The 22,915-nt window shown below is 43.3% G+C and carries 23 protein-coding genes; 19 read left to right on the top strand and 4 right to left on the bottom strand.

The annotated features are described in order from the left end of the window. Positions 1-507: 507 nt before the first annotated feature. The 6 genes from ED605_RS10220 (at position 508) to argD (ending at position 7,207) form a co-directional block, all read left to right on the top strand. Entirely contained in the window at positions 508-1,389 is an 882-nt protein-coding gene (locus tag ED605_RS10220) for a homoserine O-acetyltransferase/O-succinyltransferase family protein (protein WP_121978803.1), read from the top strand. Beyond that, the gene (locus tag ED605_RS10225; protein ID WP_121978804.1) at positions 1,386-2,705 is read left to right on the top strand and encodes an O-acetylhomoserine aminocarboxypropyltransferase/cysteine synthase family protein; all 1,320 of its coding nucleotides are present in this window, start codon (positions 1,386-1,388) and stop codon (positions 2,703-2,705) included. Before ED605_RS10220 ends, ED605_RS10225 begins: the two co-directional genes overlap by 4 nt. Before the next feature lie 282 nt (positions 2,706-2,987). Then, positions 2,988-4,016, top strand: coding sequence for an N-acetyl-gamma-glutamyl-phosphate reductase (argC, locus tag ED605_RS10230; RefSeq protein ID WP_121978805.1), 1,029 nt, complete (start codon positions 2,988-2,990; stop codon positions 4,014-4,016). 32 nt (positions 4,017-4,048) lie between these two features. Then, on the top strand, positions 4,049-5,257 hold the full coding sequence (gene argJ / locus ED605_RS10235) for a bifunctional glutamate N-acetyltransferase/amino-acid acetyltransferase ArgJ (RefSeq protein ID WP_121978806.1): 1,209 nt from the start codon (positions 4,049-4,051) through the stop codon (positions 5,255-5,257). 11 nt (positions 5,258-5,268) lie between these two features. Then, a complete protein-coding gene (argB, locus tag ED605_RS10240) occupies positions 5,269-6,018 on the top strand; it encodes an acetylglutamate kinase (RefSeq protein WP_121978807.1) in 750 nt (249 codons plus the stop codon). Between the two features lie 25 nt (positions 6,019-6,043). Then, on the top strand, positions 6,044-7,207 hold the full coding sequence (gene argD, locus ED605_RS10245) for an acetylornithine transaminase (RefSeq protein WP_121978929.1): 1,164 nt from the start codon (positions 6,044-6,046) through the stop codon (positions 7,205-7,207). Positions 7,208-7,285: 78 nt separating this feature from the next. Here argD and ED605_RS10250 read toward each other — a convergent pair whose 3' ends face one another. From ED605_RS10250 to ED605_RS10265, 4 genes are all read right to left on the bottom strand, one after another. After that, positions 7,286-7,615, bottom strand: coding sequence for a heavy metal-binding domain-containing protein (locus ED605_RS10250; protein ID WP_121978808.1), 330 nt, complete (start codon positions 7,613-7,615; stop codon positions 7,286-7,288). A 90-nt stretch (positions 7,616-7,705) separates the two neighbouring features. Further along, a complete protein-coding gene (locus ED605_RS10255) occupies positions 7,706-9,082 on the bottom strand; it encodes a hypothetical protein (RefSeq protein ID WP_121978809.1) in 1,377 nt (458 codons plus the stop codon). A gap of 35 nt (positions 9,083-9,117) precedes the next feature. Beyond that, positions 9,118-10,755, bottom strand: coding sequence for a hypothetical protein (locus ED605_RS10260; protein ID WP_225419109.1), 1,638 nt, complete (start codon positions 10,753-10,755; stop codon positions 9,118-9,120). A 319-nt stretch (positions 10,756-11,074) separates the two neighbouring features. After that, positions 11,075-12,436: an FAD-dependent oxidoreductase gene (locus ED605_RS10265; RefSeq protein WP_121978810.1), complete on the bottom strand. Its 1,362-nt coding sequence runs from the start codon at positions 12,434-12,436 to the stop codon at positions 11,075-11,077. Between the two features lie 354 nt (positions 12,437-12,790). Here ED605_RS10265 and ED605_RS10270 point away from each other — a divergent pair, with 354 nt between their 5' ends. From ED605_RS10270 to ED605_RS10320, 13 genes are all read left to right on the top strand, one after another. Then, positions 12,791-13,666 carry an RluA family pseudouridine synthase gene (locus ED605_RS10270; protein ID WP_121978811.1) on the top strand — a complete coding sequence of 292 codons (876 nt, stop codon included), beginning with the start codon at positions 12,791-12,793 and terminating at the stop codon, positions 13,664-13,666. Between the two features lie 161 nt (positions 13,667-13,827). Then, a complete protein-coding gene (locus ED605_RS14635) occupies positions 13,828-14,001 on the top strand; it encodes a hypothetical protein (RefSeq protein WP_162919791.1) in 174 nt (57 codons plus the stop codon). A gap of 234 nt (positions 14,002-14,235) precedes the next feature. Continuing rightward, positions 14,236-15,045, top strand: coding sequence for a DUF1003 domain-containing protein (locus ED605_RS10275; protein ID WP_121978812.1), 810 nt, complete (start codon positions 14,236-14,238; stop codon positions 15,043-15,045). Between the two features lie 165 nt (positions 15,046-15,210). Next, on the top strand, positions 15,211-15,801 hold the full coding sequence (locus ED605_RS10280; RefSeq protein ID WP_121978813.1) for a GNAT family N-acetyltransferase: 591 nt from the start codon (positions 15,211-15,213) through the stop codon (positions 15,799-15,801). Positions 15,802-15,983: 182 nt separating this feature from the next. Then, complete coding sequence (locus ED605_RS10285; RefSeq protein WP_121978814.1) at positions 15,984-16,187, top strand: helix-turn-helix transcriptional regulator; 204 nt, start codon at positions 15,984-15,986, stop codon at positions 16,185-16,187. Continuing rightward, entirely contained in the window at positions 16,174-16,710 is a 537-nt protein-coding gene (locus ED605_RS10290; protein WP_225419110.1) for a DUF3278 domain-containing protein, read from the top strand. The genes ED605_RS10285 and ED605_RS10290 overlap by 14 nt, the downstream gene beginning before the upstream one ends. Before the next feature lie 108 nt (positions 16,711-16,818). Next, positions 16,819-19,101 carry an ATP-binding cassette domain-containing protein gene (locus tag ED605_RS10295; RefSeq protein ID WP_121978816.1) on the top strand — a complete coding sequence of 761 codons (2,283 nt, stop codon included), beginning with the start codon at positions 16,819-16,821 and terminating at the stop codon, positions 19,099-19,101. A gap of 20 nt (positions 19,102-19,121) precedes the next feature. Further along, the gene (locus tag ED605_RS14640; protein WP_162919792.1) at positions 19,122-19,265 is read left to right on the top strand and encodes a hypothetical protein; all 144 of its coding nucleotides are present in this window, start codon (positions 19,122-19,124) and stop codon (positions 19,263-19,265) included. 24 nt (positions 19,266-19,289) lie between these two features. Continuing rightward, positions 19,290-19,688: a hypothetical protein gene (locus tag ED605_RS10300; protein ID WP_121978817.1), complete on the top strand. Its 399-nt coding sequence runs from the start codon at positions 19,290-19,292 to the stop codon at positions 19,686-19,688. Positions 19,689-19,819: 131 nt separating this feature from the next. Continuing rightward, complete coding sequence (locus tag ED605_RS10305; protein ID WP_121978818.1) at positions 19,820-20,041, top strand: MerR family transcriptional regulator; 222 nt, start codon at positions 19,820-19,822, stop codon at positions 20,039-20,041. Between the two features lie 392 nt (positions 20,042-20,433). Further along, positions 20,434-21,345 (top strand): cation diffusion facilitator family transporter, encoded by a 912-nt coding sequence (locus ED605_RS10310; RefSeq protein ID WP_121978819.1) that lies wholly within the window; start codon positions 20,434-20,436, stop codon positions 21,343-21,345. Positions 21,346-21,385: 40 nt separating this feature from the next. After that, positions 21,386-22,033, top strand: coding sequence for a metal-dependent transcriptional regulator (locus ED605_RS10315; protein WP_121978820.1), 648 nt, complete (start codon positions 21,386-21,388; stop codon positions 22,031-22,033). 72 nt (positions 22,034-22,105) lie between these two features. Beyond that, positions 22,106-22,885 carry a threonine/serine exporter family protein gene (locus ED605_RS10320; RefSeq protein WP_121978821.1) on the top strand — a complete coding sequence of 260 codons (780 nt, stop codon included), beginning with the start codon at positions 22,106-22,108 and terminating at the stop codon, positions 22,883-22,885. Positions 22,886-22,915 lie beyond the last annotated feature (30 nt).

A 22,915-nucleotide genomic window follows, 5' to 3' on the forward strand; every position in this document is an offset into this window, starting at 1 on the left:
TTTGTCGCTAACTTTCAAAAAACTTCTGAATTTGATTGACAATCTGAATTAACGATGATAAAGTTAGTGACAATTATTAAAGATTTATTAGACGTTGACGAGAAGAGTAGCGTTAAAGTGAGTGTAACAGAGAGCCCTGTTTGGTGAGAGAGGCAACTCACAATAGCGTGAAGATGAGCTCTGAGTCAGATGACCGGTCTAAACGGCTGGGGCATCCGGTAGCAACCGATATATTGCGGGGTATATTCAGATGTGTGACTAATACATTGATCGGATTAACGACCTGATTGCTTAATGAGGCCGGATATGTGATCTTTTATTACTTTTATGCGAATGTACCTGCCGAGGTTGCTATTGTGAAGTAGCAACGAATCAAGGGTGGTAACACGAAAATTCGTCCTGTAGTTGAAATCAACTATGGGGCGAATTTTTTTGGTTACAATTCTTAGGCTGGCTCAGTAGATGGTTTAAAGATGTGAGTGTTGTTTTGGATAATCTTGGGAGTTGATGGTTATGGTAGTAAATGCAGTCAACGGTTTTCTCCACGCCGAAAAACAGTGGACCAATCAAAAATTAAATCAACCGGTGTCAATCTTAGTTTTAAATTTAATGCCGACCAGAAAAGAAACTGAATTTCAATTTTTAACCGCATTCGATCATTTGGACTCGGATGTTGAAATGACCTTTATGTATCCATATACGCACCATTTTAAGGGAACCTCGCGACAGGCAATTGAAACCGATTATGTCTGTTTGAATCAAATTGCGGATCGCTACTATGATGGCTTGATCATTACCGGTTCACCAGTGGAGAAACTGCCGTTTAACCAAGTTGACTATTGGGATGAACTTCAGCAAATCGTCCAATGGGGCCATACCCACGTCAAACAGCAGCTGCATGAATGCTGGGCTGCCCAGGCCGGTCTTTACTTGGATTACGGCATTCAAAAGCGCATACTGCCAAGTAAACTTTTCGGGATTTTCACGGCGGTTAGAGTTGATCATGAATCACCGTTGGCCCGAGGCTTTGGTGCCGGGGGACTTCTCCGGATGCCACAATCCCGACATACCGAGATTGTGTTAGATGAAAACCACTTGCCTGGCGATCTAAAAGTCATTGCGACAGCCCCGCAGTCCGGGCCGATCGTACTGTCATCAAACACCTATCAAACAACCTATGTGACTGGGCATCCCGAATACCGGGAAAAGACACTGGCTAATGAATACTACCGGGACCGATCCAAGAATTTGCCAATTCAGCTTCCTGTTAATTATTTTAAGGATCCGGTTGCGGGCACCGTGGCCTATTCTTGGCAGGATGCCAGTCAAAAACTTTATGAAAATTGGACACATTTATTAGCAGATAAGAAAGTAGGAATTTCATTATGACAGAAGAAAACAATGAGTTACATTTTGAAACATTACAGGTTCATGCAGGGCAAACCGTTGACGAAACGGGTTCACGGGCTGTACCGATTTATCAGACGACATCTTATGTGTTTGATAGTCCGGAACAGGCTGCCGGTCGGTTTGGATTGACTGATCCAGGTAATATTTATACCCGGTTGACCAACCCAACAACCGACGTGGTGGATAAGCGGGTAGCCGCTCTTGAAAACGGGACGGCCGGCGTCACCCTGGCAACCGGTTCAGCTGCGATTACGGCGGCTATTTTAAACGTTGCCGGTAAGGGGGATGAAATTGTTTCTGCCAGCACCCTTTATGGTGGGACGTTCAATCTCTTTAACGTGACACTGCCAAAATTGGGAATTAAAACGCACTTTGTTGATCCGGATGATCCGGCCAACTTTGAAGCACCAATTAATGAGCACACAAAAGCACTTTACCTTGAAAGTATTGGTAACCCTGGCATTAATTTGGTTGATTTTGAAGCAGTTGCTGAAATCGCCCATAAACACGGCATCATTTTAATCGTTGATAATACCTTTGGCACACCGTACCTGGTTCGCCCATTGGATCACGGTGCTGATGTCGTCGTTCACTCAGCCACTAAGTTTATTGGGGGTCACGGCACAACAATGGGCGGCGTGATTGTCGAAAATGGTAAATTTGATTGGAAGGCTAGCGGCCGTTATCCAGGCTTTACAGAACCCAATGCTCAATATAATGGTTTGGTATTTGCTGATCTGGGTGGTGGTGCCTTTACCACCAAGGTACGAGCAGAATCCTTACGTGACCTCGGGGCAACCATCAGTCCATTTAATTCCTTCTTACTGCTCCAAGGACTTGAATCCCTATCACTACGGGTTGAACGACACGTGGAGAATACCAAGAAGATTGTTAACTTCCTGCACAATCATCCAAAAGTGGCTTGGATTAACTATCCAGGCTTACCAGACAGTAAGTACCACACTTTGGCAGAGAAGTACTTCCCAAAGGGGGTTGGCTCAATCTTTACCCTTGGCTTAAAGGGTGGCGAAAAAGCCGGCAAGCAGTTAATCGAAAATCTAAAACTGTTCTCATTACTGGCTAACGTGGCGGATGCCAAGTCGTTAATTATCCATCCGGCTTCGACAACTCATGCGCAGTTGAACGAGGAGGAATTGAAAGAAGCGGGCATTACCCCAGATCTGATTCGGGTATCAGTGGGTGTTGAAAATGCAGACGATTTAATTGCTGATCTAAGCCAGGCACTTGATAAGATTCCGGTTGAAGAAGATCAAAAAGTGGCTGAATCTGACTAATCATTAATTGAGATTACTTGAATTAAACGCGTAACGGGTGGTTAAATAGCCACTCGTTATTTTTATACATAATACCATTTTAATATTCAATTATTTCATAGCGGATCGGATTGACTCGGACTCGTTCGCACTGTGGAGACGTCCAGGGCTTATTGAATAAAATTATCATTTAAATAAAAATAATGAATATTTCAAAAAGGTATTGCATTTTGTCTCACGAAGATGTAATCTATTCACAATTCATTAATATTCACGAAATGTGAATAACTCAGAGGCGATTGAATGCAAGCAGCATTAGTTGGCGTAACGGGTTACGCCGGAATGATCCTTTACCAGTTGTTAAAGGGCCATCCCAATGTTAAAAAAATTCATCTTTATGATCACAAATTAACTGAATCGGCGCCGTTATCGACGGTGGCACCAGTATTTAAATCTGAATCCAAACCAGTTTTCCCGTACGATCCCCAACAAATTATGACGGATAATGACGTTGTTTTCTTTGCGACGTCAGCGGGGGTCACATCTAAATTGAGTCAACCTTATTTGGCAAATGGATTTCCGGTGATTGACCTTTCCGGTGACATGCGGTTAAACGATGCTGGTGATTATCAAAAGTGGTACCACAAGCCGGCAGCACCGGAAAATTTGATGCGACAAGCGCAATATGGTTTGGCAGAGTTCGAATCTGCAAGAGGACAGACATACGTTGCCAACCCAGGCTGTTATGCCACAGCAACGCTATTGGGGCTGGCACCACTGGTTCAACAACATCTAATTGCAGTTGACAGTATTGTGGTTGATGCCAAATCAGGGACTTCCGGTGCTGGCAAGAAGCTATCAACGACAACACATTTTACCGAGGCTAATGATAATCTTCAAATTTATAAGCCCAACCAGCATCAGCATATTCCAGAAATCGTTCAAGAGCTCAAAAATTGGGATCCAACGATTTCAACGATCCAATTTATGACGACCTTGTTGCCGATTACCCGAGGAATTATGAGCACTATTTATGCTCGTCTTAATCACGGCGTGGATCAGGCAACAATTTTAAAAGCTTACCATGACACTTATGACGATCAACCCTTTGTTCACGTCACGGATACCGACCTGCCGACAATCAAGCAGGTGATCGGGACTAACAATTGTGACATTGGGCTAGCTGTTAATTCACAGACCGGTTTTGTGATGGTGGCCAGCGTGATTGACAACATGTTAAAGGGTGCGGCCGGGCAGGCGGTTCAAAATTTGAATCAATTATTTAATTATGAGCCAACGGCCGGACTGGATCTTCAGCCAACCTTAATTTAAGTAAAATTAGCATTTGAGAGGAAGCGGTTTTAATGCAGTTAACGAGTGAGGATTCGATTGAAATCAGCACATTTCAGTGGCCGACAGGTTTTTATGCCGATGCCGGCCACGTTGGCCTAAAGAAAACGGATGATGATCTTGGCTGGTTAGTTTCAAAAGTGCCTGCCGCAGCAGCGGGCGTTTACACGACTAATCAATTCCAAGCGGCTCCAACGGCACTGACCAAGGAAACGATTAATCTGGCACATCAATTACAAGCGATCGTGATGAACAGCGGCAATGCTAATTCCTGTACCGGGGTTCAGGGCATCCATGATGCAGCTGCCATGCAACAGGCGACTGCTGAAAAGTTGGGCATTGCGCCAAATTTGGTTGGGGTCGCTTCGACTGGTGTCATTGGCGAACAGCTGCCGTTTAACCAAATTAATCAGGGAATTACGAAGCTGGGACTAACGAAAACAGCAAGTGTGACCAAAGCGGTATTAACCACTGACACTCACGCTAAGACGATTACCGTACAATGTCTGATTGATGATCAACCAGTCACTCTGACCGGTTTTTGCAAAGGCTCCGGGATGATTCATCCCAATATGGCGACTATGCTGGGCTTTGTCACGACTGATGCCAAGATTGCGGGAGAACAGTTGCAAACGTTATTAAGTCAAACCGTTAACCAAACCTTTAACCAAATTACCGTTGATGGCGATACCTCAACCAACGATATGGTTGTCGTGATGGCAAATGGTCAGGCCGGCAATCAGGCGCTAACACCGACACACGAAGACTACCCAACTTTTGTTAAAGCCTTTAAATTAGTATTGAGTCATTTGGCTAAAGAGATTGCCGGTGACGGTGAAGGAGCCTCAAAATTAGTCGAGGTCAATGTGTCCGGTGGTTACAACGAGTTGGAAGCACAACAGGTGGCTAAGGCAATTGTCGGGTCCAACCTGGTTAAAGCGATGATTTTCGGCAATGATGCCAACTGGGGCAGGGTCATGCAGGCAATCGGTCAGACAACGGCGCATGTTGATTTAAATGGGGTTAGCGTTTGGATTAACGGCATTCAGATGGTTAAAGACAGTTTGGCTGTGACTTATCATGAGGCAGCGGTTACCAAAACACTGGCTCAAAAAACAGTTACTATCGATGTCGATCTGAATGCTGGTAAATCAACCGGCACAGCCTGGGGGTGTGATTTGACCTATCAATACGTTCAAATTAACGCCTCATATCGAAGTTAGGAGGGATGAGTTTGAGTCAGACAATTGTTATTAAGATTGGTGGGCATGCTGCCACTGAGCTGTCACCGGCTTTTTTTAGCCAACTGCACGTTTGGCACGCAGCTGGTAAGCAAATTTTAATTGTTCATGGCGGTGGTCCCCAGATCTCTTCCTGGAGTAAGAAACTGGGGTTGACGGTTAAAAAGATTAACGGTATTCGGGTAACCGATCCGGAAACGTTAAAAGTGACGCAGGCAGTTTTGCTGGGACTGGTTCAGCCGATGTTATGCCAAAAGGTCACGGCGGCCGGCTTGTCTGCTTTGGGACTGAATGCGACCGGCCAACCAGTGATTTATGGCGACTATTTAAATCAAAAATTGTTTGGTGAGGTCGGCCAATTGACTAAGATCAATTGCGATTACATATCGGCGGTCCTTAAGCATCACATTGGGATTGTCGCTCCTTTAGCGGTTGATCCGGAAGGTCACGAATTAAACGTTAACGGTGACGTTGCGGCAGCCGGCATTGCCCGCCGATTGAACGCAGATGAATTTATTTTATTGACGGATGTTCCGGGAGTCATGGTGAAAGATCATGTGCTTTCACGGTTATCGAAACAAAAAGCGGCTAAAATGTTTGAACGAAAATTAATTACCGAGGGCATGCAGCCAAAACTGCAGGCGGCCTTTGATGCCCTTCAAAACGGTGTTAAAAGGGTCACGATTACGAATGAATTGCAAAACGCCGGAACAAAGCTGTTTAATCAGCAATTGGTCGGTTAGAAAGGATAAATGAATAATGACAACAATGACGCATATATTTCCAACTTATCAACAATTTCCCATGGAACTGGTTTCCGGGCACGATTGGTACTTAGTTGATCAAGCTGGCCATGACTATTTGGATTTTACCAGTGGCATCGGTGTTTGCAGCTTTGGCTACAGCAATGATCAGATTCAAACCAATGTGGTGGCACAGCTTGGCAAAGTTTGGCATACATCAAACCTTTATCCAAGCCAGCTTCAGGATCAAGTAGCTGACTTATTGGCACCTCAAGGGATGTTGGCGTTTTTCTGTAATTCAGGAACCGAAGCCAATGAAGCCGCGTTCAAACTGGCACGTAAATACACCGGTAAAGCTAAAATCCTGGCCTTTAAAAATGGCTTTCATGGGCGGACATTTGGCTCGATGTCGTTGACTGGGAATCCAGCCATTCAAACCGGGTTTACGCCGCTAGTGCCGGGTGTCGAGTTTGCGCCCTATAATGAAACGGCTGCATTGGATCAGATTAATGATGAATTGGCGGCCGTTATTCTTGAAGTGATCCAAGGAGAAGGCGGCGTTATTCCTGCTGATGTCGACTGGCTTCAAGCGGTTGCCAAAAAGTGTCACGACCAAGGTGTTCTGTTGATCATTGATGAGGTTCAGACCGGCATTGGCCGAACCGGAACTAAATTTGCCTATCAGCAATTCAATGTTGAACCCGATATCATCACGTGTGCCAAAGCACTTGGCAATGGGTTGCCGATTGGTGCAATGCTGGGCAAAAAGGAATTGGCAGTTGCTTTTGGCCCCGGTTCACACGGCACAACTTTTGGTGGCAATAAAATTGCGCTGGCGGCTGCTAAGGGCGTTCTGCAACAGTTGACACCGGCATTTTTAAAAACGGTGCAGGCTAAGAGTCACACGCTATTGGCAGCGTTAAATAAACAGGTAGCCGATTTGCCAATTGTTACCCAAATTACCGGTTTAGGATTCATGATTGGGATTCATTTAACACCAAGTGTGAAAGTCGCCCATGTCATTGCACATTTGCAGCAGCAGAGATTGCTGACCCTATCGGCAGAACACAACACGTTGCGGTTATTACCGCCTCTGGTGATGAGTGAGTCGGACTTATTAGCCGGGGTTCAGTTGATTCAAACAGAATTGCAGCAGCAAGCCGCCTCAGTTGACTCATTAGTTAACTAAGTTTGCTTAACAACAATTAATAACAAAAAACGGTGCTTCAGTGATTGGCTGAGAGCATCGTTTTTTAATTTTATGAAGTTAGTCGGTGTATTTAACAGCAGTGCCATAGGCGGCGACTGATTGCATGTCTGCGCCAATTGAACCGGAGTCAAATCGCATCATAACAACAGCGTCCGCACCGAGTTTTTGAGCGTTTTCGCGTAATCTTTGAACGGAGACTTCGCGGGCTTCATCCAACATTTTGGTGTAGTCTTTGATTTCACCGCCGACGATATTTTTCAGACTGGCACCAATATTTCGCACAACGTTTTTCGATTGGGTTGTCAGACCGAAAACTTCGCCGATGACTTCGTATTCTTTTCCGGGGATGTGTTCAGTGGTGGTGATGATAAAATTTTTGTCACTCATAGTAGGGCGCCTCCAAGTTAGTCTTTGAAAATGATCTCAACCGATCATCCTAATGCCATTATACTGTGTTTGGCGTTTTGGATGGGCAGATTAATTCAAAGGGGTGCTGGATTTTAGAATTTCGGCCGGCCATAACATTAATTGATAGCCATAGCCTTGCTGATCGAAGGTTAAACTTTCGCATTCCCGTTTGGAAGTAAAGGCCATGTAATGCATATCGTTGGGAGTAAAACTGCCGTCGCGGACTGCCTGAGTGGGAATCGAAGTTAAAATATCATCCGTCACGTAATAGAGCCGGTCGTTGGCGGGATTGTAGCTGACGCCCTGGTTAGGTGAGCCGCCACGGTTCTTAAAGTAAGTGGGGGCTGCCTGAAATTGAACATCGTGTTGATCCATGCGACCGTAGAAGAACATGTAACCAAGACCGTTTTTTCGACCCCAGTAGGCATTGCCCTGTTTATCAAAGGTCAGTGTGTGTAGCTGGAGATTGCCTGAATCACCATGATACATTTTAAAGTTATATTGGCGCAACGGTTTTAGCGTGTCGGTTGTCATTTCCAAAACATTGTTGGATTGATCCCGGTTCTTTAAATCGGTCAGGGTATTATCTTCAACGATGTAAAGGTGTTTGTTTTGGGGATTAAATGACAGTGTTTGGCCGTGGCCGATATCAACCTGAGGACTTAGCTGAGCAGCTTGCGCAACTGCGGCGTATTTAAACAGGTCGGGATTCTGTTGTTTAATTTGTTTAATTTGGGCTTGGTCATGACCAATTTGGGTTTCAAGAGCCGACAACTTCGTTCGCGTGCCTTTGGTCTTATTAGTTTTAGATTGCAGCTGGTTAACTTGGGCTGTGGCTTGCTTCAAATCCTTTTGAGGAGCTTTTAGTTGTTCATAAGCATCTTCATATTGCTGATTATGGGTGACGCCTTCATCCGTGTAAGGATTAAAGTAATTAAACGCGTTCCAAACAATCATGGGATCGGAACCAGCCCCTAATTTGTTCAGTTCTGCCAAATTATATTTTACGATGACGCCCAAATTGGTATCACTACCGTTGGATTCAATAAAATAAATATTACCGGAATCGTCTAAAGTCACACTCTGGAAATTGCCATGTTGATAATTGGTCACGTTAAAGCCGTCGGGTAAGTATAACTTGGTCTGCAGCGAGGTTTGTTGGGTGCTATCCGGGGTAGTGTTGTAGGATTCGACTGTTCCCGGGTGATCGGCATCGATTGTTCGTTCGTTATACTTTCGATCCATGTTGCCCTTAGGCGTCTGATTGTCAACTACATTCAGTTCCTTTTGAGTGTAGTCTTTTAAGACGTTTCCCGCGTTAACTTGGGGAATTTGATTCGCCGGATCGGGTGCATCGAGAACATCGGCTGAGATCGACTGGGTAAAAAAGATCAGACTGATAAATGAAGCAAGTAGGAGTATGGTTGACTTCAAATGAGTTTTCATTAATGATTCATCCCTTCAATATGACACATCTTAACTTACTGATTAGTGGTTGTTTGATGGTTACCATCAGTTGCCGTGACGTCAAGGTTGACCGCTTGACCAAATTTGGCCGCACCAAGCGTCGTGATTGCTGAATCGTTTAAGCTGTGGTTGGCTAATTCATAGCCGGTTCCGTCCAGCGCTGCGTTTGCTTGACCAGTAATCGCCGTCTTATCTTCAGCTTTGAGTGACCACTGATCACCGGATTGAATACCTAAATCTGAACCCTTTGGTGCCGGGTCATCGCTATCAGTATTAGTGTAGTCAATCGAGGTCACCGTTTTTTTAGTAGCTGGATCAACAAAGTTAATTCTGACGGCATTGTTGGCGATCGTGTCAGTTTTGGTAGTTGTTTTTAGATAAACGCGACTGCCAAAAGTTGTCGCTGCCAACTGGTTGATTTGCGATGGTGAAAGGGACTTTAAAGAATAACCACTTGATTTTAGCGCGGTTTTAGCGTTATCAAGAATGGCACTCTGATCATCAGCGGAGAGTTGAGAATCTGATCCGAGAGCTTGACCCGTAGCCGCACCGGCTTTAGTGTAATTAAAACTCCCAATAACAGCATCAGCTGGATTAACGATATTAATTTGGATGGCGTTGTTTGGAACCGGATCCGCCGGTTGGACGGTCAATGACGTTTTACCACCAAAGGTTGCTTCAGCTAAATAGCCGGTTTGGCTGGTCGAAAGGGCCTCCAAAGAATAGTTGGTATCTTTTAGGGCATCACGGACCGCATCTTGAATCTTCTGCTGGTCAGAAGCCCCTAATAACCAGACGAGGGTCCCGTCGTTTGAATAGGAACTGCCAAGTGTTTGGCCGGCTTTGACGCCATCTTTTTGATAATCGATGGTCTTGACCAACTGACCGCTACTGTTAACCAGATCGATTCGGACGGCAGTACTCGAAATGGGTGATTCAGCTTGGGATAAGCCTTTATAAAGGATCCACCCGTTAATTTTGCTGGCACTGGGATCGGTACTAGTGACGTGCACCCAAGTATCACCCTCACGAGTTCTTGTGCCCATTTGATCGACCTTAAGCGGTGTTTGACGGTAGGCAACGGCATCGCCAACGGTTTGTTCGGCACCGTCAACCGTATTCATTGGAGCCGTATATGTAACACTTTTACCATCGTTACTTAAACCCGGTGCTGCGATGTTGAATGTGTATTTAGTCAGGTTACTTGGTAACGGGATAGTTTTAAAGGTTTTGAAGGGTTCAAGACCACCGGCAAACTTGCCAGCGTGATGACCTCCGTATATCCAACCGCGATACTGACCGCTAAAAGAAGCGATCTTGTAATAAACTTGATTGTGGTTGGTAGTTACCTGACGATAGGCGACAAAGTTATCAGCTGAAGAATCTGATTTAGCGAGTGCTTTTAGCGCCACTTTACTGACGACCTCTTGCGCCCCTTTTTTAAAAGCCGGTTTTGTGTAGAGAGGAACCGTCCCGGTGAAAGTAACATTGCGCTTTTGCGGCTGACTGGTTAATTTTTGATCACTTTTAATCTGTTGATCAGCGTGCGCAGAGGTAGCTTGGGAAGTGGTGAGCAGATAACTGCCGGAAAAAAGCCCCACGGTTATCAAACTGAGAATGAGCGGGGAATGCCATTTAAATTTAGTTAACATACATAAACCTCCAAATAATTTCTATTACTACTAAACACATTTTGATCATACCGTGAAATTGGCTGAAATTATCGAAATTGACGAAACTTTTACAGGGCATTTACTGAGATTTTACAAAAAATAAACCGCTTCTCTAACTGAGAAGCGGCAAGTGCACTTGTGAGACGCCTCAATGTGGTTTAGAAGATCGTCATCACTATGCAAGTTATATTATAATATAGTGGTTTGAATTTGACAAAGAAAGTAGTAGGGGACAGTTAAATTTTTGACCACGTCGAACTCGGAAAATCACTAGTTTTTGAGGAAGCCATCAGTTGATTTAGGCTTGGACGGGGGGTTCTTTAGTTGCAGCAAGTTGCTTCTGGGCAGCCTGGCCGAGCAGGTTTAAGTAATTAAATGGCCGGTCAAACTGTGGCTGAAATAACATGTCCACCATGGCCAAGTCGTCAATGGTGTTTTGATTCTGAATGCAGACGGAAAGAACGTTGGCCGATTGAGAAACATCATGGGAACTCATTAAGGCGCCACCCAAGATTTGCCGATTTTCCGGATTGTAAACCAAGCTCATCAGGACCGGTTCCGTGGTTGGCATGAATTCTGGTCGATAATTATCCGTCATCGTCACCGCTTGGGCATTGATCCCCTGTTGTTTGGCCGCTGCCATGGTTAAACCGGTTGAGACAATGGTTCGATTGTAAAGCTTCAAGCCTGAAGAAGATTGGGTCCCCATGTATTTGACTGTTGGGTTCTCAATGTTTTTACCAACTAGGATTCCCTGACGGACGGCGTTGGTTGCCAGTGGAATATAAGCTAATTTATGAGTCGGATTATAGTGGACAGCAACACTATCACCGGCTGCGTAAATGTTGGGGTCGGAAGTTTGCATATACTCGTTGGTTATTAGAGCACCATTTTCGAGCATGTCCAATTTACCCTTGAACAGCGTCGTGTTTGGCTTAAAGCCGACACACATAATGACCAGGTCAGTTTCATAATGGCCTTTAGTGGTTGTGATAGTCACAGTATCTTTGCCGGAAATCTTGGTTACCTGCTGATTCAAAGCCAAGGTAACGCCGTGAGCTTGATAATCGTGTTCAACGGTATCGGTAAATTTGCGGTCAAAGTATTTGCTCATTACTCGCTCAGCGCCGTCAATTAACGTGACATCATGGCCGGTCAGGCTGTAAGCCTCGGCTAACTCAGCTCCAATATAGCCGGCACCGACAACGGTAATTCGCTTTTTAGCAGGTGCCGTCTGGAAAAGTTCCTGAGCATGGTTCCAGTTTTTGCAAAGATAGACGTTCGGATTATCAATCCCATCAATTGGTGGAATAATTGGCCAAGAACCGGTCGTAGCCACCAATTTATCGTAAGTATCTGTAAATTGTTTGTTTTGCGACAAATCGGTTACTGTGAGGGTCTTATTTGTCGGATCAACATTGATCACGTCATGATTCATTCTAACGTCGGCGCCCAACTGTTTAAGTTCTTCCGGATTGGAATAGAATAGGCCTTGCGGGTCCTTAACCTGCTGACCAAGATATAGTGCAATTCCGCACGAAAGAAAGGAAATATTATCATTTTTTTCATAAACGGTAACTTGAGCGTCAGGGTGTTCTGATAGAATAGTCTTCACAGCGAAGGTCCCAGCGTGGGTACAACCGATAACAGCAATTTTCATTAAAAGATCTCCTTTGACAAATAAAATAATTCACAAACTAATTTGATGCCCTTATTTTTGCAGACTTTGAAAACGATGTCAACCGATTATTTACGATGAAATTAAATTTTGCACACTTTAAAATTGGTTAACCCTTGATTGCCAAGCGATTCGCTGATTCAATAAAATATTATTTATTTTGATAAATATCATTCCTGATTATTATAAAAATATATAATGAGCGATTAAAATCAGGACATTTGTTGAAAAAATTGATTTATCACACTGCAACATGATTTTTTCATTGTGACGTGTATAATTTTTGTGAGAGCAGGTTACTATTCATGTAAGATCTAAAGAGAAAAGAGGATTGCTGTGAAATTTACGTGGCAAAAGCAACAAACGGATCCCAAGACAATTAAGAAATTTTTGAAGCTGCATGGCATCAGTCATCGAATGTATAAAGAAATTAAGACGGCTGGGCAAATTTTAGTGAATCATCAGCCAAGCCAACCAGAAGAATTACTAAAGGATGGCGATCAGGTGACGGTTGTGTTACCAACGGAAACCAGTGATCCAAATGTGGCAGTCAGTGAGCAGCCAATCAAAGTCGTTTATGAGGATGATAACTGGCTGGTGGTTGATAAAGAAGCCGGCTTGACGGTTGTACCGGGACCAGCTAATCGCAAAGATACCTTAGTTAATCGGGTGAAGGGATACTTGAAACGTCAGGGGGCCGTTGATCTGGTACCACATATTATTACCCGCTTGGATCGGTTTACCAGTGGATTGGTGTTGGTTGCCAAGCATCGGCTGGCCAACAGTTTGGCAAATGACTTATTGGCCAAGAAACAAATTGATAAACGTTATCTGGCGATTGTCAGTGGGACCGGTTTGCCAAGTCACGGCCGTATCCAGAAACCAATTGCCAAAGATCCAAATGGGTTTGGCCAAATAATCTCAGAGGCTGGTCGGCTTGCGGATACCGAATACTGGGTTAGGCAGCAATTGACTGATCGAACATTAGTCGCCGTTGTCCTGCATACAGGCAGAACTCATCAAATCCGGGTTCACTTTGCGTCAATTGGCCATCCCCTGTTGGGTGATCACCTTTATCATGGCCCAATGAACTTGGGCATTAATCGTCAAGCACTTCACGCGGCAATGTTAGGTTTTGAAGATCCGTTTTCTCATCAGGAAATTAAGCTTGAACTCCCGATGCCAGGGGATATGAAGACTGTCTTAGATTAAAAATTAACTCATCTTGTTCATCACGTAACGTTGTTAGACCAGTGGTTTGGCAGTTTGGCTGAATTAAACATGAGAATTCACTAAAATCGTAGGCGTCATGGTTGAAGTTTCCCTACCTTCACGTTATGATAACGGTATCAAATTAAGGAGGAGACTAAGATATGTCTACCGAAGAGACCGATCAGACGGTCAAAAAAATTATTGCAGAATTAGAAAATAACGTTTCCGTGCTTTCGTGGCTAAAGGAAAATCAAAATGATGAGCAGGCTCAAAAGCACATCAAAGCCATTAAGGATGCGTTATCCAAAGCAAAGTCTGATTTGATTAAGGCATAGGCTGAGGTGAAGGTCGCAAGTTTTGGCCCTTCATCTAAATCAAGTCGATGATCGTGCAGATAAAAGCTATCTTCACTGAAGCCGGTCAATTGATAGTGTTCTGTTTTGGTTAGGCACTCCTTTTCGACTGGTAATTAAAGTAAACGATGATAGACGTCTTACTGATATAATATTAGGTAAGGCGTTTTTTGTGTTAATTTAGAATTAAAAACTGATGACCAGGGGGGATTCTACATGACAACCGAACAAACAGCAATTTGTTTTATCGATCACCAACGACACATGGTGATTGATGGCCGGTATCTAAAAGATTTGGAGCCGGCAACCAGGAATTTAATCAAGAGTGACTATCCATCAGCAAAGGTCACGGATTTCATTTGTGATCACGATCTCTTGAAATATCAGTTGATGCGCGTTGACGGCATGGTGAGATCGGATGTTAAACAGACTCGAAAAATTAATCGGCGGCTGACTCGAGCTATGCAGAGTGATGACTATGAAATCGTTGATGTTAACAAAAATTTGGAAAAAACACTGACATTTGGCCAAAAGGTCTCTGATGCCGTAGCCCGGTTTGGTGGTAGTTGGGGATTCATTGGCGTGTTTACGTTTATTTTGATTGCATGGATGTTTGTAAATGGGGCCGGTCTTTTTGGTATTCGATTCGATCCGTTTCCATTTATTTTGCTCAATCTGGGTCTAAGCTGTATTGCGGCCATTCAAGCACCCATCATCATGATGAGTCAAAATCGAGCCGCCGATCGCGATCGGATGAATTCGGAAAACGATTATCACGTTAATTTAAAGTCCGAACATGAGTTGCGGATTTTGCATGCAAAATTGGATAATCTGACCCAAAATCAGTTACCACATACACTGGAGATTCAAAAATTGGAAATTGAAATTTTAGGCCAGATTCGAAATGAATTAGATGAGCTTCATCGAGATCAACCTGCTACATTTTCAAATTCACATAAAAATGATGAAAAAGATGAAAAACCGGTTACACAAAGTTCAGCTAAAGATTCAGAAAAATCAAATTAAATATGAGAAATCAATTAGCTGAATGCCGACTTTAAAGGGTAGATTGGTGAAAAGCCAACTTGCTTTGATTCAGTCACTTTGACAAAAAAATTCGAATTATGTAAGATATAATGTAACAATGTGAAAAGTTTCAATGAAAACGCACTGACATCTAGGAGGATTTTTTTGATAACCGTAAGAGAAGCACAGCAGGATGATGCGGGCCAGATAGCACCGCTCATTGATATTATTTTTGATGAAATGCAACTTGATGAATTAGAAGACGTTCCCGGACCCGGACTCGCGAAGGTCATCACCAGGGCTTATCAGACGAAGACGTACCTTTCTGATAAAGCATCCACGGTGGTGGCCGAGGCCGATGGTCAAGTTGTTGGGGTGGTCTTTGGTTATCCCAGCGAAAATGAGGACGACATTAACAAGGTGCTAATTAATTTATCAAAGCAAAGTGCCGATTTTAAACAACCCTATATTCCCGATTCTGAGACCAATACTGATGAATGGTATTTGGATTCGATTGCTGTTGACCCTGATTATCAGGGCCACGGTATTGGCAGCAAATTACTGGCGGCCGTTCCTCGAATGGCGTTAAATGATGGTAAGTCTGTCATTGGGTTGAATGTTGATTTGGAAAATCCCGATGCCGAAAAACTATATACTAGAAAAGGATTCCAAACGGTCGGTTCACAAATGATTGGTGATCATTGGTATCATCACATGCAAAAGCCGGCTAAGGATCCAAGTTTAATTTCGATTTAAACTTATTAAACCTATTTTGAAATTTGGGCAGCTGAGATGGCTGCTCTTTTTTAAAATAAGTTGTCATATATAGTTGACATCATTTGGCAAAGTGATAATATTAGAAATGTAAAAAATGTCATGTATAAATGACATTTGCTAAAAGAGCAATGTTGAAGCTTGTATAAGGAGGGTCTTAATTTGTGAATCGAGTAAGGGAGTACCGCAAACGTCAAAAGTTATCGCAGTTTAGCCTGGCAGAAAAGGTTGGTGTTGCCAGGCAGACCATTAACTTAATTGAAAATGATAAATATAACCCGTCACTAAATTTATGTATTGGAATTGCTAAAATTTTAGGAACGGATTTGAACACGTTATTTTGGGAGGATGAGCATGATGAAGGATAAAGAAACAATTAGTACGAAGTTAATTAAGCATTTTTATGGAATTGCTGGCCCATTGGATGAGCACGCACGACAGGAAGTAAATCGGATTGGTAATAATGCTTATTTGATGTTACTAGGGTACGTATCACTCTCAACCTTGGTTGCTTGTTTTTTGGCAATCCGACAGCCAATAACTGCTTTCGAATTTTTAATTGCCAGCAATCTGTTTGTTCCGATTGTTTTAATTAATAGTTATGTCGGGATTTCAGTTTACCGACTTCATTTAGTTGATCGTGAAGTATCTGTTCAAAATTATGGTAAATCGATTCAAAAAAGCATCATTCGAGCAATTGGACGTGCAGTTTATTTTGGAATCACGATGTTTATATTTATGGGGGTTGTTGACTGGTTAGTTGATGGGACAAAGTTGATTAACTTTTTTACTTCAGGTAATAAGGTCATTAAGTATGCATTTATTGGGATTTTATATGGTGGCTTAATGCTAATTTATGATATCCGGCGGACCAAAAAATATCATGAATGAGTAGTGTTGCTTTATCAACGCATTTCGTGGTGATGGCCAGTACTGAACTTGAACAGCCGCAACTTCTGGTCTATACTTGATAGACTCATATCGAAAGGAAGGCTTGCCATGTCTGAAAAGGATCTTTTCGCTGACGGTGAAATTACGGTTCACGGCGCTCGGCAAAATAATTTGAAGGGACTTGATTTGCGAATCCCTAAAAAGCGAACCACGGTTTTTGTTGGGCTTTCCGGTGCCGGCAAATCGTCGCTGGTTTTTGACACGATTGCGGCTCAGTCACGTCGAGAACTTAATGAAACTTTTCCGAGTTTTACCCAGCAGTACTTGCCAAAATATGGTCAACCCGCTGTTCAGTCAATCGATCATTTACCGGTCGCAATTGTGATTGAACAGAAAAAGATTGGGCAGAATGCCCGTTCAACGGTTGCAACATATACTGGAATTTATTCATTGTTGCGACTGCTTTTTTCACGAATCGGCAAGCCATTTATTGGCTATTCTGATACCTTTTCATTCAATATGCCACAGGGTATGTGTCAGACTTGTCAGGGATTGGGATACGTTGACGAAATTGATGAATCGGCACTGGTTGATAAAAACAAGTCGCTCAATCAAGGGGCCATTACCTTTGTCAGCTTTGGTGTGAATACTTGGCGTTGGCGGCGTTATGCAGACAGCGGTCTTTTTGACAACGATAAGCCTCTAAAGGATTATTCGCCAAAGGAATGGGAATTGTTAATGCATGCGCCTCAGCAGCAATTACATCATGCACCGGCGGCTTGGCATAAGACCGCGTTATATGAAGGAATTGTTCCGAGAATTCGTCGGTCAATTTTACATAAGGCCGAAGCTAAACATCACCGTGCTGAAATTGCCAAAGTGGTGACTCATAAAGCCTGTCCTGATTGTCACGGTACCCGATTAAATGCTCGGGTTCGATCCAATCACATCAATGGTCAAAACATTGCGGACGTTTGTGCAATGACCTTGGCGGAGGTCGTTCGATTTCTGGCGGCTATTAAAGTCCCGTTGGCGGCATCAATTATTCGGGAATTAACAACAATGCTGAACTCGTTGATTAACATTGGGCTGGGGTATCTATCGCTAAATCGGGGTACCAATAGTCTTTCCGGCGGTGAAGCCCAACGAATCAAAATTGCTAAATACTTAAATAGCTCACTGACGGATCTGGTCTACATTTTGGATGAGCCAAGTGTTGGGTTACATCCCCACGATATTCGATTGGTCAAACAAGCCCTTCGACAGTTACAAGCTAGAGGAAATACGGTCTTAATTGTCGAACACAACCCGTTGATGATGAGTGGCGCCGATTATGCCGTTGAAATTGGTCCGGTTGCCGGAAACGGTGGCGGCCAAATTACGTTTGAAGGATCGTTTGATGCCTTACTCAAGTCCGATACACTGACCGGCCGGTTCTTACGGCAACCTTATCAATTTAAGACACCGCGAAAAACTGCTCAGGGATTTCTTGAACGCCGGCACATTCAAGAAAACAATTTAAAAGATGTCACGGTTAAAATACCGCTGGGTGTGATGACGGTCTTCACCGGAGTTGCCGGTTCCGGTAAGAGTTCGCTGGCACGGTCACTAATGAATTCAATTGAGACGCCGATCATCAATTTGAATCAACGGGCGGCAAGCGTTAATTTGCGTTCAACCCCGTTGACCTACTTGGGAATTTTTGATAAAATTCGTCAGCGGTTTGCAAAAGCCAATCATGTTTCCAGTAGTCTTTTCAGTTACAATGGGAAAGGTGCCTGCCCGACGTGTAAGGGCAAGGGCGTCACGATCACCAATATGGCCTTTATGGATCCGGTTGTGCAAACCTGTGAGGCCTGTCACGGTCGCCGATATAGTCCTGAAGCGCTGGCTTACCGATATCTCGGTAAAACGATTGCGGACGTCTTGGAAATGAGTGTGGATCAGGCCAGTAAATTATTTGCCAATGATGACGCAATTGGGCCTCGCATTCATGATCTGCAGCGAGTTGGTTTGGGTTATCTCAAATTGAATCAGTCGCTGACCACTTTATCTGGTGGTGAATTGCAACGACTTTCGTTGGCAACTCAGTTAAACGGCCAGGGGAATTTAATCTTTTTGGATGAACCGACTGCCGGGTTGCACATGCAGGATATTCAGCAACTCTTACGCCTATTCAATGAGTTGGTTGATCAAGGAAATACCTTAATTTTGATTGAACATAATTTGACCGTTATGACACAGGCGGACTGGTTGGTTGATGTTGGCCCGGATGCCGGCCGCTACGGTGGTCAAATTCTGTATCAGGGACTGCCAACCGGTATTTTAAATCAGCGGGCTTCTTACACCGGCGTTGCGTTAAAACGGGTTTTGGCTGGCCATGCCAAGTAGAAGAATGGAGATTGATTAGCGTGAAAAAGAATACGGCCAATACAATTATCAGTGTTGCAGCAATTGCGGCCAACACGGCCATCGTGATTATTTCTGCCGCTCTGCTATCCGAGCGAACAGTAGATGGCAAACACCACCGTCATCACCACCACCACAGCCGTTAATACGGCGCGAAAAGAGGAAAGCAAATGAAAGATAATATTAAATTAGGCGACCCGGTTTTTGACAAAATGTTATTTGTTCTTGATCGGCCGGTCACTGAAGAAAATCATCGTGACTATCGCTTCGAAAATGAAGAATTACTTCAGATCAGTGATGGCATTTGGGCGATGCCGGCCTACATGAAGGAAAATGACGAATTCAGTTTATTTTTCATCATTACGCAGATCGATGATGGCCAAACGGTTTTGGCCTTTTCAACCGGTGAAAAAGCTGGGGAGGATTTTTCACTAAGCAATCCGATTGTGACAGGCAAAGGGCTTAATTTGTTAATGGCGCACGATCAGGATCGAGCGGCTTCAATTTTACATTTTATTAATCAAATCTCCAAAGCGGCTGAAGGTAACTGGCGCATGGTCGAAGACTAGGTAATCGCACGGGTTGAGTTAAGCAGACTGGTTCATTTAAAAACGGAGTTTACCGGGTGATTCGAAACCGGTTGCAATTATCGAAAAACCTGTTAAACTAGTCTTAAATTTTGAAATTCTCGAGGTAAGTTATGAAACTTTCATTAGCTGATGCCGCAAAACAATTTAACGTGACGCCTGATGTAATTGCTGATTATATTGCTGAAGGATTGGTTCCGAGCAAGACAGCTTTAGCTGAAGGGATGACGTTGGACGATCGTGACCGCTACTGGGTAGAGATGGTCCATTGTTTTATTGAAAACGGCTCTTCAATTCAAGAAATTAAGCAACTCATGAAGCATTGTCAACTTTAAGTAATTGGTTTAAGGCAATTTGATTAAACAAAACAATTGTCTAATCCCTGAAACGATGATATTCTGAATTTGGGGAAGTCGACATTCTTTTTTGTCGTTAATTAGATTCTCGTTTGTATTGGATGTTAGATTACGCAGGTAAGATGACAACAAAGAGTTCCATCGTGCGATTAAGCACTTTGAGTATCCAATAGTAAAATTGGATCAGTCTTCGGGTATAAACGATTTAAGATTTAGTTAAAACCAACGAGGATGTCGATCTTCCCCAGATGGCCGCTGATGGGTGTTTCCTGTCAGCGGTTTTTGTATACCTAAAAATATTGTTTTGAAGGATGGAATTTTTGAGTGACAAATGTCATAATAAAAGACATAGATTGGAGTGGTTGATTAAAATGCAGGGAGATAATCACAGTCATGATGTTTTAAGCGGTGGCCGGTTTTTCTTGGTGACCGTTTTGAATATTTTTATCACGATTGCTGAATTTGTTGGGGGTGTGCTGTCCGGAAGTTTATCATTAATTTCCGATGCTTTTCATAACTTGGGGGATTCGTTTTCAATTGCCTTTAGTTATGTTGCCCATCGAATCAGCAAAAAGCGGCAAAACAAACGGAATACGTTTGGCTACAAGCGGGCTGAAATCATTGCCGCCTTTTTAAATTCAATTGCGTTGTGTTTGATTTGTATTTTTTTGATTATTGAAGCAATTAAGCGGTTCTCGCATCCGGAGTCAATTAACGGCAATTTAATGTTGGCGGTTGCGGTCATCGGCCTGATCGCTAATTTTGCATCGGCTTTTATGTTGAACGCCGGCTCAAAGCATAACTTGAACATGCGGGCAACTTATTTGCATATTTTGAGTGATGCACTGTCATCGGTTGCCATTATCATTGGCGGTGTATTAATTGATTTATTCGGCTGGGTTTTGATTGACCCGCTGGTAACGATTTTAGTAGCGGTGTATATTTTTTATGAATCGGTACCGATTATTCGGCAAACCTGTCGGATTTTAATGCAGGGGGCGCCGGCAATCGATTATCCGGCAATCAAGCAGGACTTGTTGAAAATTGATGGTGTTTTTGGCGTCCATCATGTGCACGCCTGGTCAATTGACGAGCATAATGTTATTTTTTCGGCACATGTTAATTTACATGATATGAAAATCAGTCAAGCTCAACACATTTACACAGAGATTGACGAACTGATGGAAAATAAGTATCATATGTGTCATGTCACCATTCAGGCTGAGACGACTCGTGGTGAGAATGAAGACATGATTTATGATCGGGGAAACGACATTCCCTAACTTTGTCATTTGAAGAATGTATATAGGAGATATCAATTTAATGACACCGATGAAAGAAGACTATTTAAAAATTATTTTTGAACTTGGTGGTGCAAATAAACTAGTCAGTAACAAACAAATTGCGATTAGTTTGGATATTGCAGCCGGCTCGGTGACGGAAATGGTGAATAAAATGGTCGATGAAAAGTTGGTTACCCACAAGCCGTACTCAGGGGTTCAATTAACTAAGACCGGAACCCGTTATGCTGAAGAATTGGTTCGAAAGCATAGAATTTGGGAAACTTTTTTGATTAATGTGTTGCATTTCGACTTGCCGGATGTTCACCGTGAAGCTGAACAACTGGAGCATGTGACCAGTGATAAAATGATTGATCATTTGGATGATTTCCTTGGACATCCTAAAAAATGTCCGCATGGTGGTGTTATTCCGGATAAAGACGGCCATTACGAGAAAGACCACGATAAATTGTTGATGAACGCTAAAGACGGTGAAGAGGTTGTGGTTAATCGATTTATTGATAATCATGATTTATTAACTTTACTGGGAGACATTAAATTGGATCTCGGGGATCGCTTAAAGATTATTTCACATGATCCATTTGAAGGATCTGTAGTGGTCCAAAATTTGACGGACCATAAGCAGCTGACGATTGGCTATAAGACTGCCCACTATGTGTTTGTGAAGTAATTTAAGAAAGTTTTTTGAAAAATAGCTAACAAGGGGACGCAATCAGTCTGTCTATGACGGGGTGTGGTTTTTATGGATGAAAAGCAGCGCCAGTATGAACAAAAACGCCAGTATGATCAATTGGTTTTGGACACGTGCATTTTAGCTGGAACGATTATGATTGAATCCGGTTCGGAAATGACCCGGGTGAACAATACGATTTTAAGAATTGCCCATAATGCCGGGTTAGCCAAAGCCCGGGTCTACGTTACCGTAACGGGGATCATCATGTCCGGTGGCGTGGCTGACGTGGGGGCTCAAGTTGGTGCGATTGACAAACGCTCATTTGATTTGGAGAAAGTTGCCAAAGTTAATGAATTATCACGGCGCTTTGAAGCAAAACAAATTGATATGACTGATTTTTATGATCAGCTGGTCCACATTGATGACATTGTGGGCACCTTCCCCCTGTGGGTGCAAGAAATTGGTGCCGGCTTGGTAAGTGGCGCCTTGGTTGTGGTCTTTCGAAACAATTTGGCAGATTTTTGGATTACCTGCTTGGTTGGTATGGTCGGTTGGGCGATTCTCTATTTTTTAAATATCTATGTTCAAATCCGCTTTTTGAGTGAATTTTTAGCGGCGGCCGGAGTGGCTGCTTTGGCTATTTTGTCGGTCCAATTAGGATTTGGTAGTCGAGCCGATGATATTATTGTTGGGGCGATGATGCCACTGGTACCTGGTATTCCGTTAACTAATGCGGTACGGGATGCCTTGTCCGGCAATCTGATCAGTGGTCCGGCACGTGGTATCGAAGCACTCATCAGTGCCTGTGCCCTTGGCTTTGGCGTGGCAATTGCCTTGCATTTTATGTAACGAAGGAGTCGTTGAGATGAGGTTAAGCAA

This window comes from Lentilactobacillus raoultii (assembly GCF_900411375.1).
In the GTDB taxonomy this organism is placed as follows: Bacteria; Bacillota; Bacilli; order Lactobacillales; family Lactobacillaceae; genus Lentilactobacillus; species Lentilactobacillus raoultii.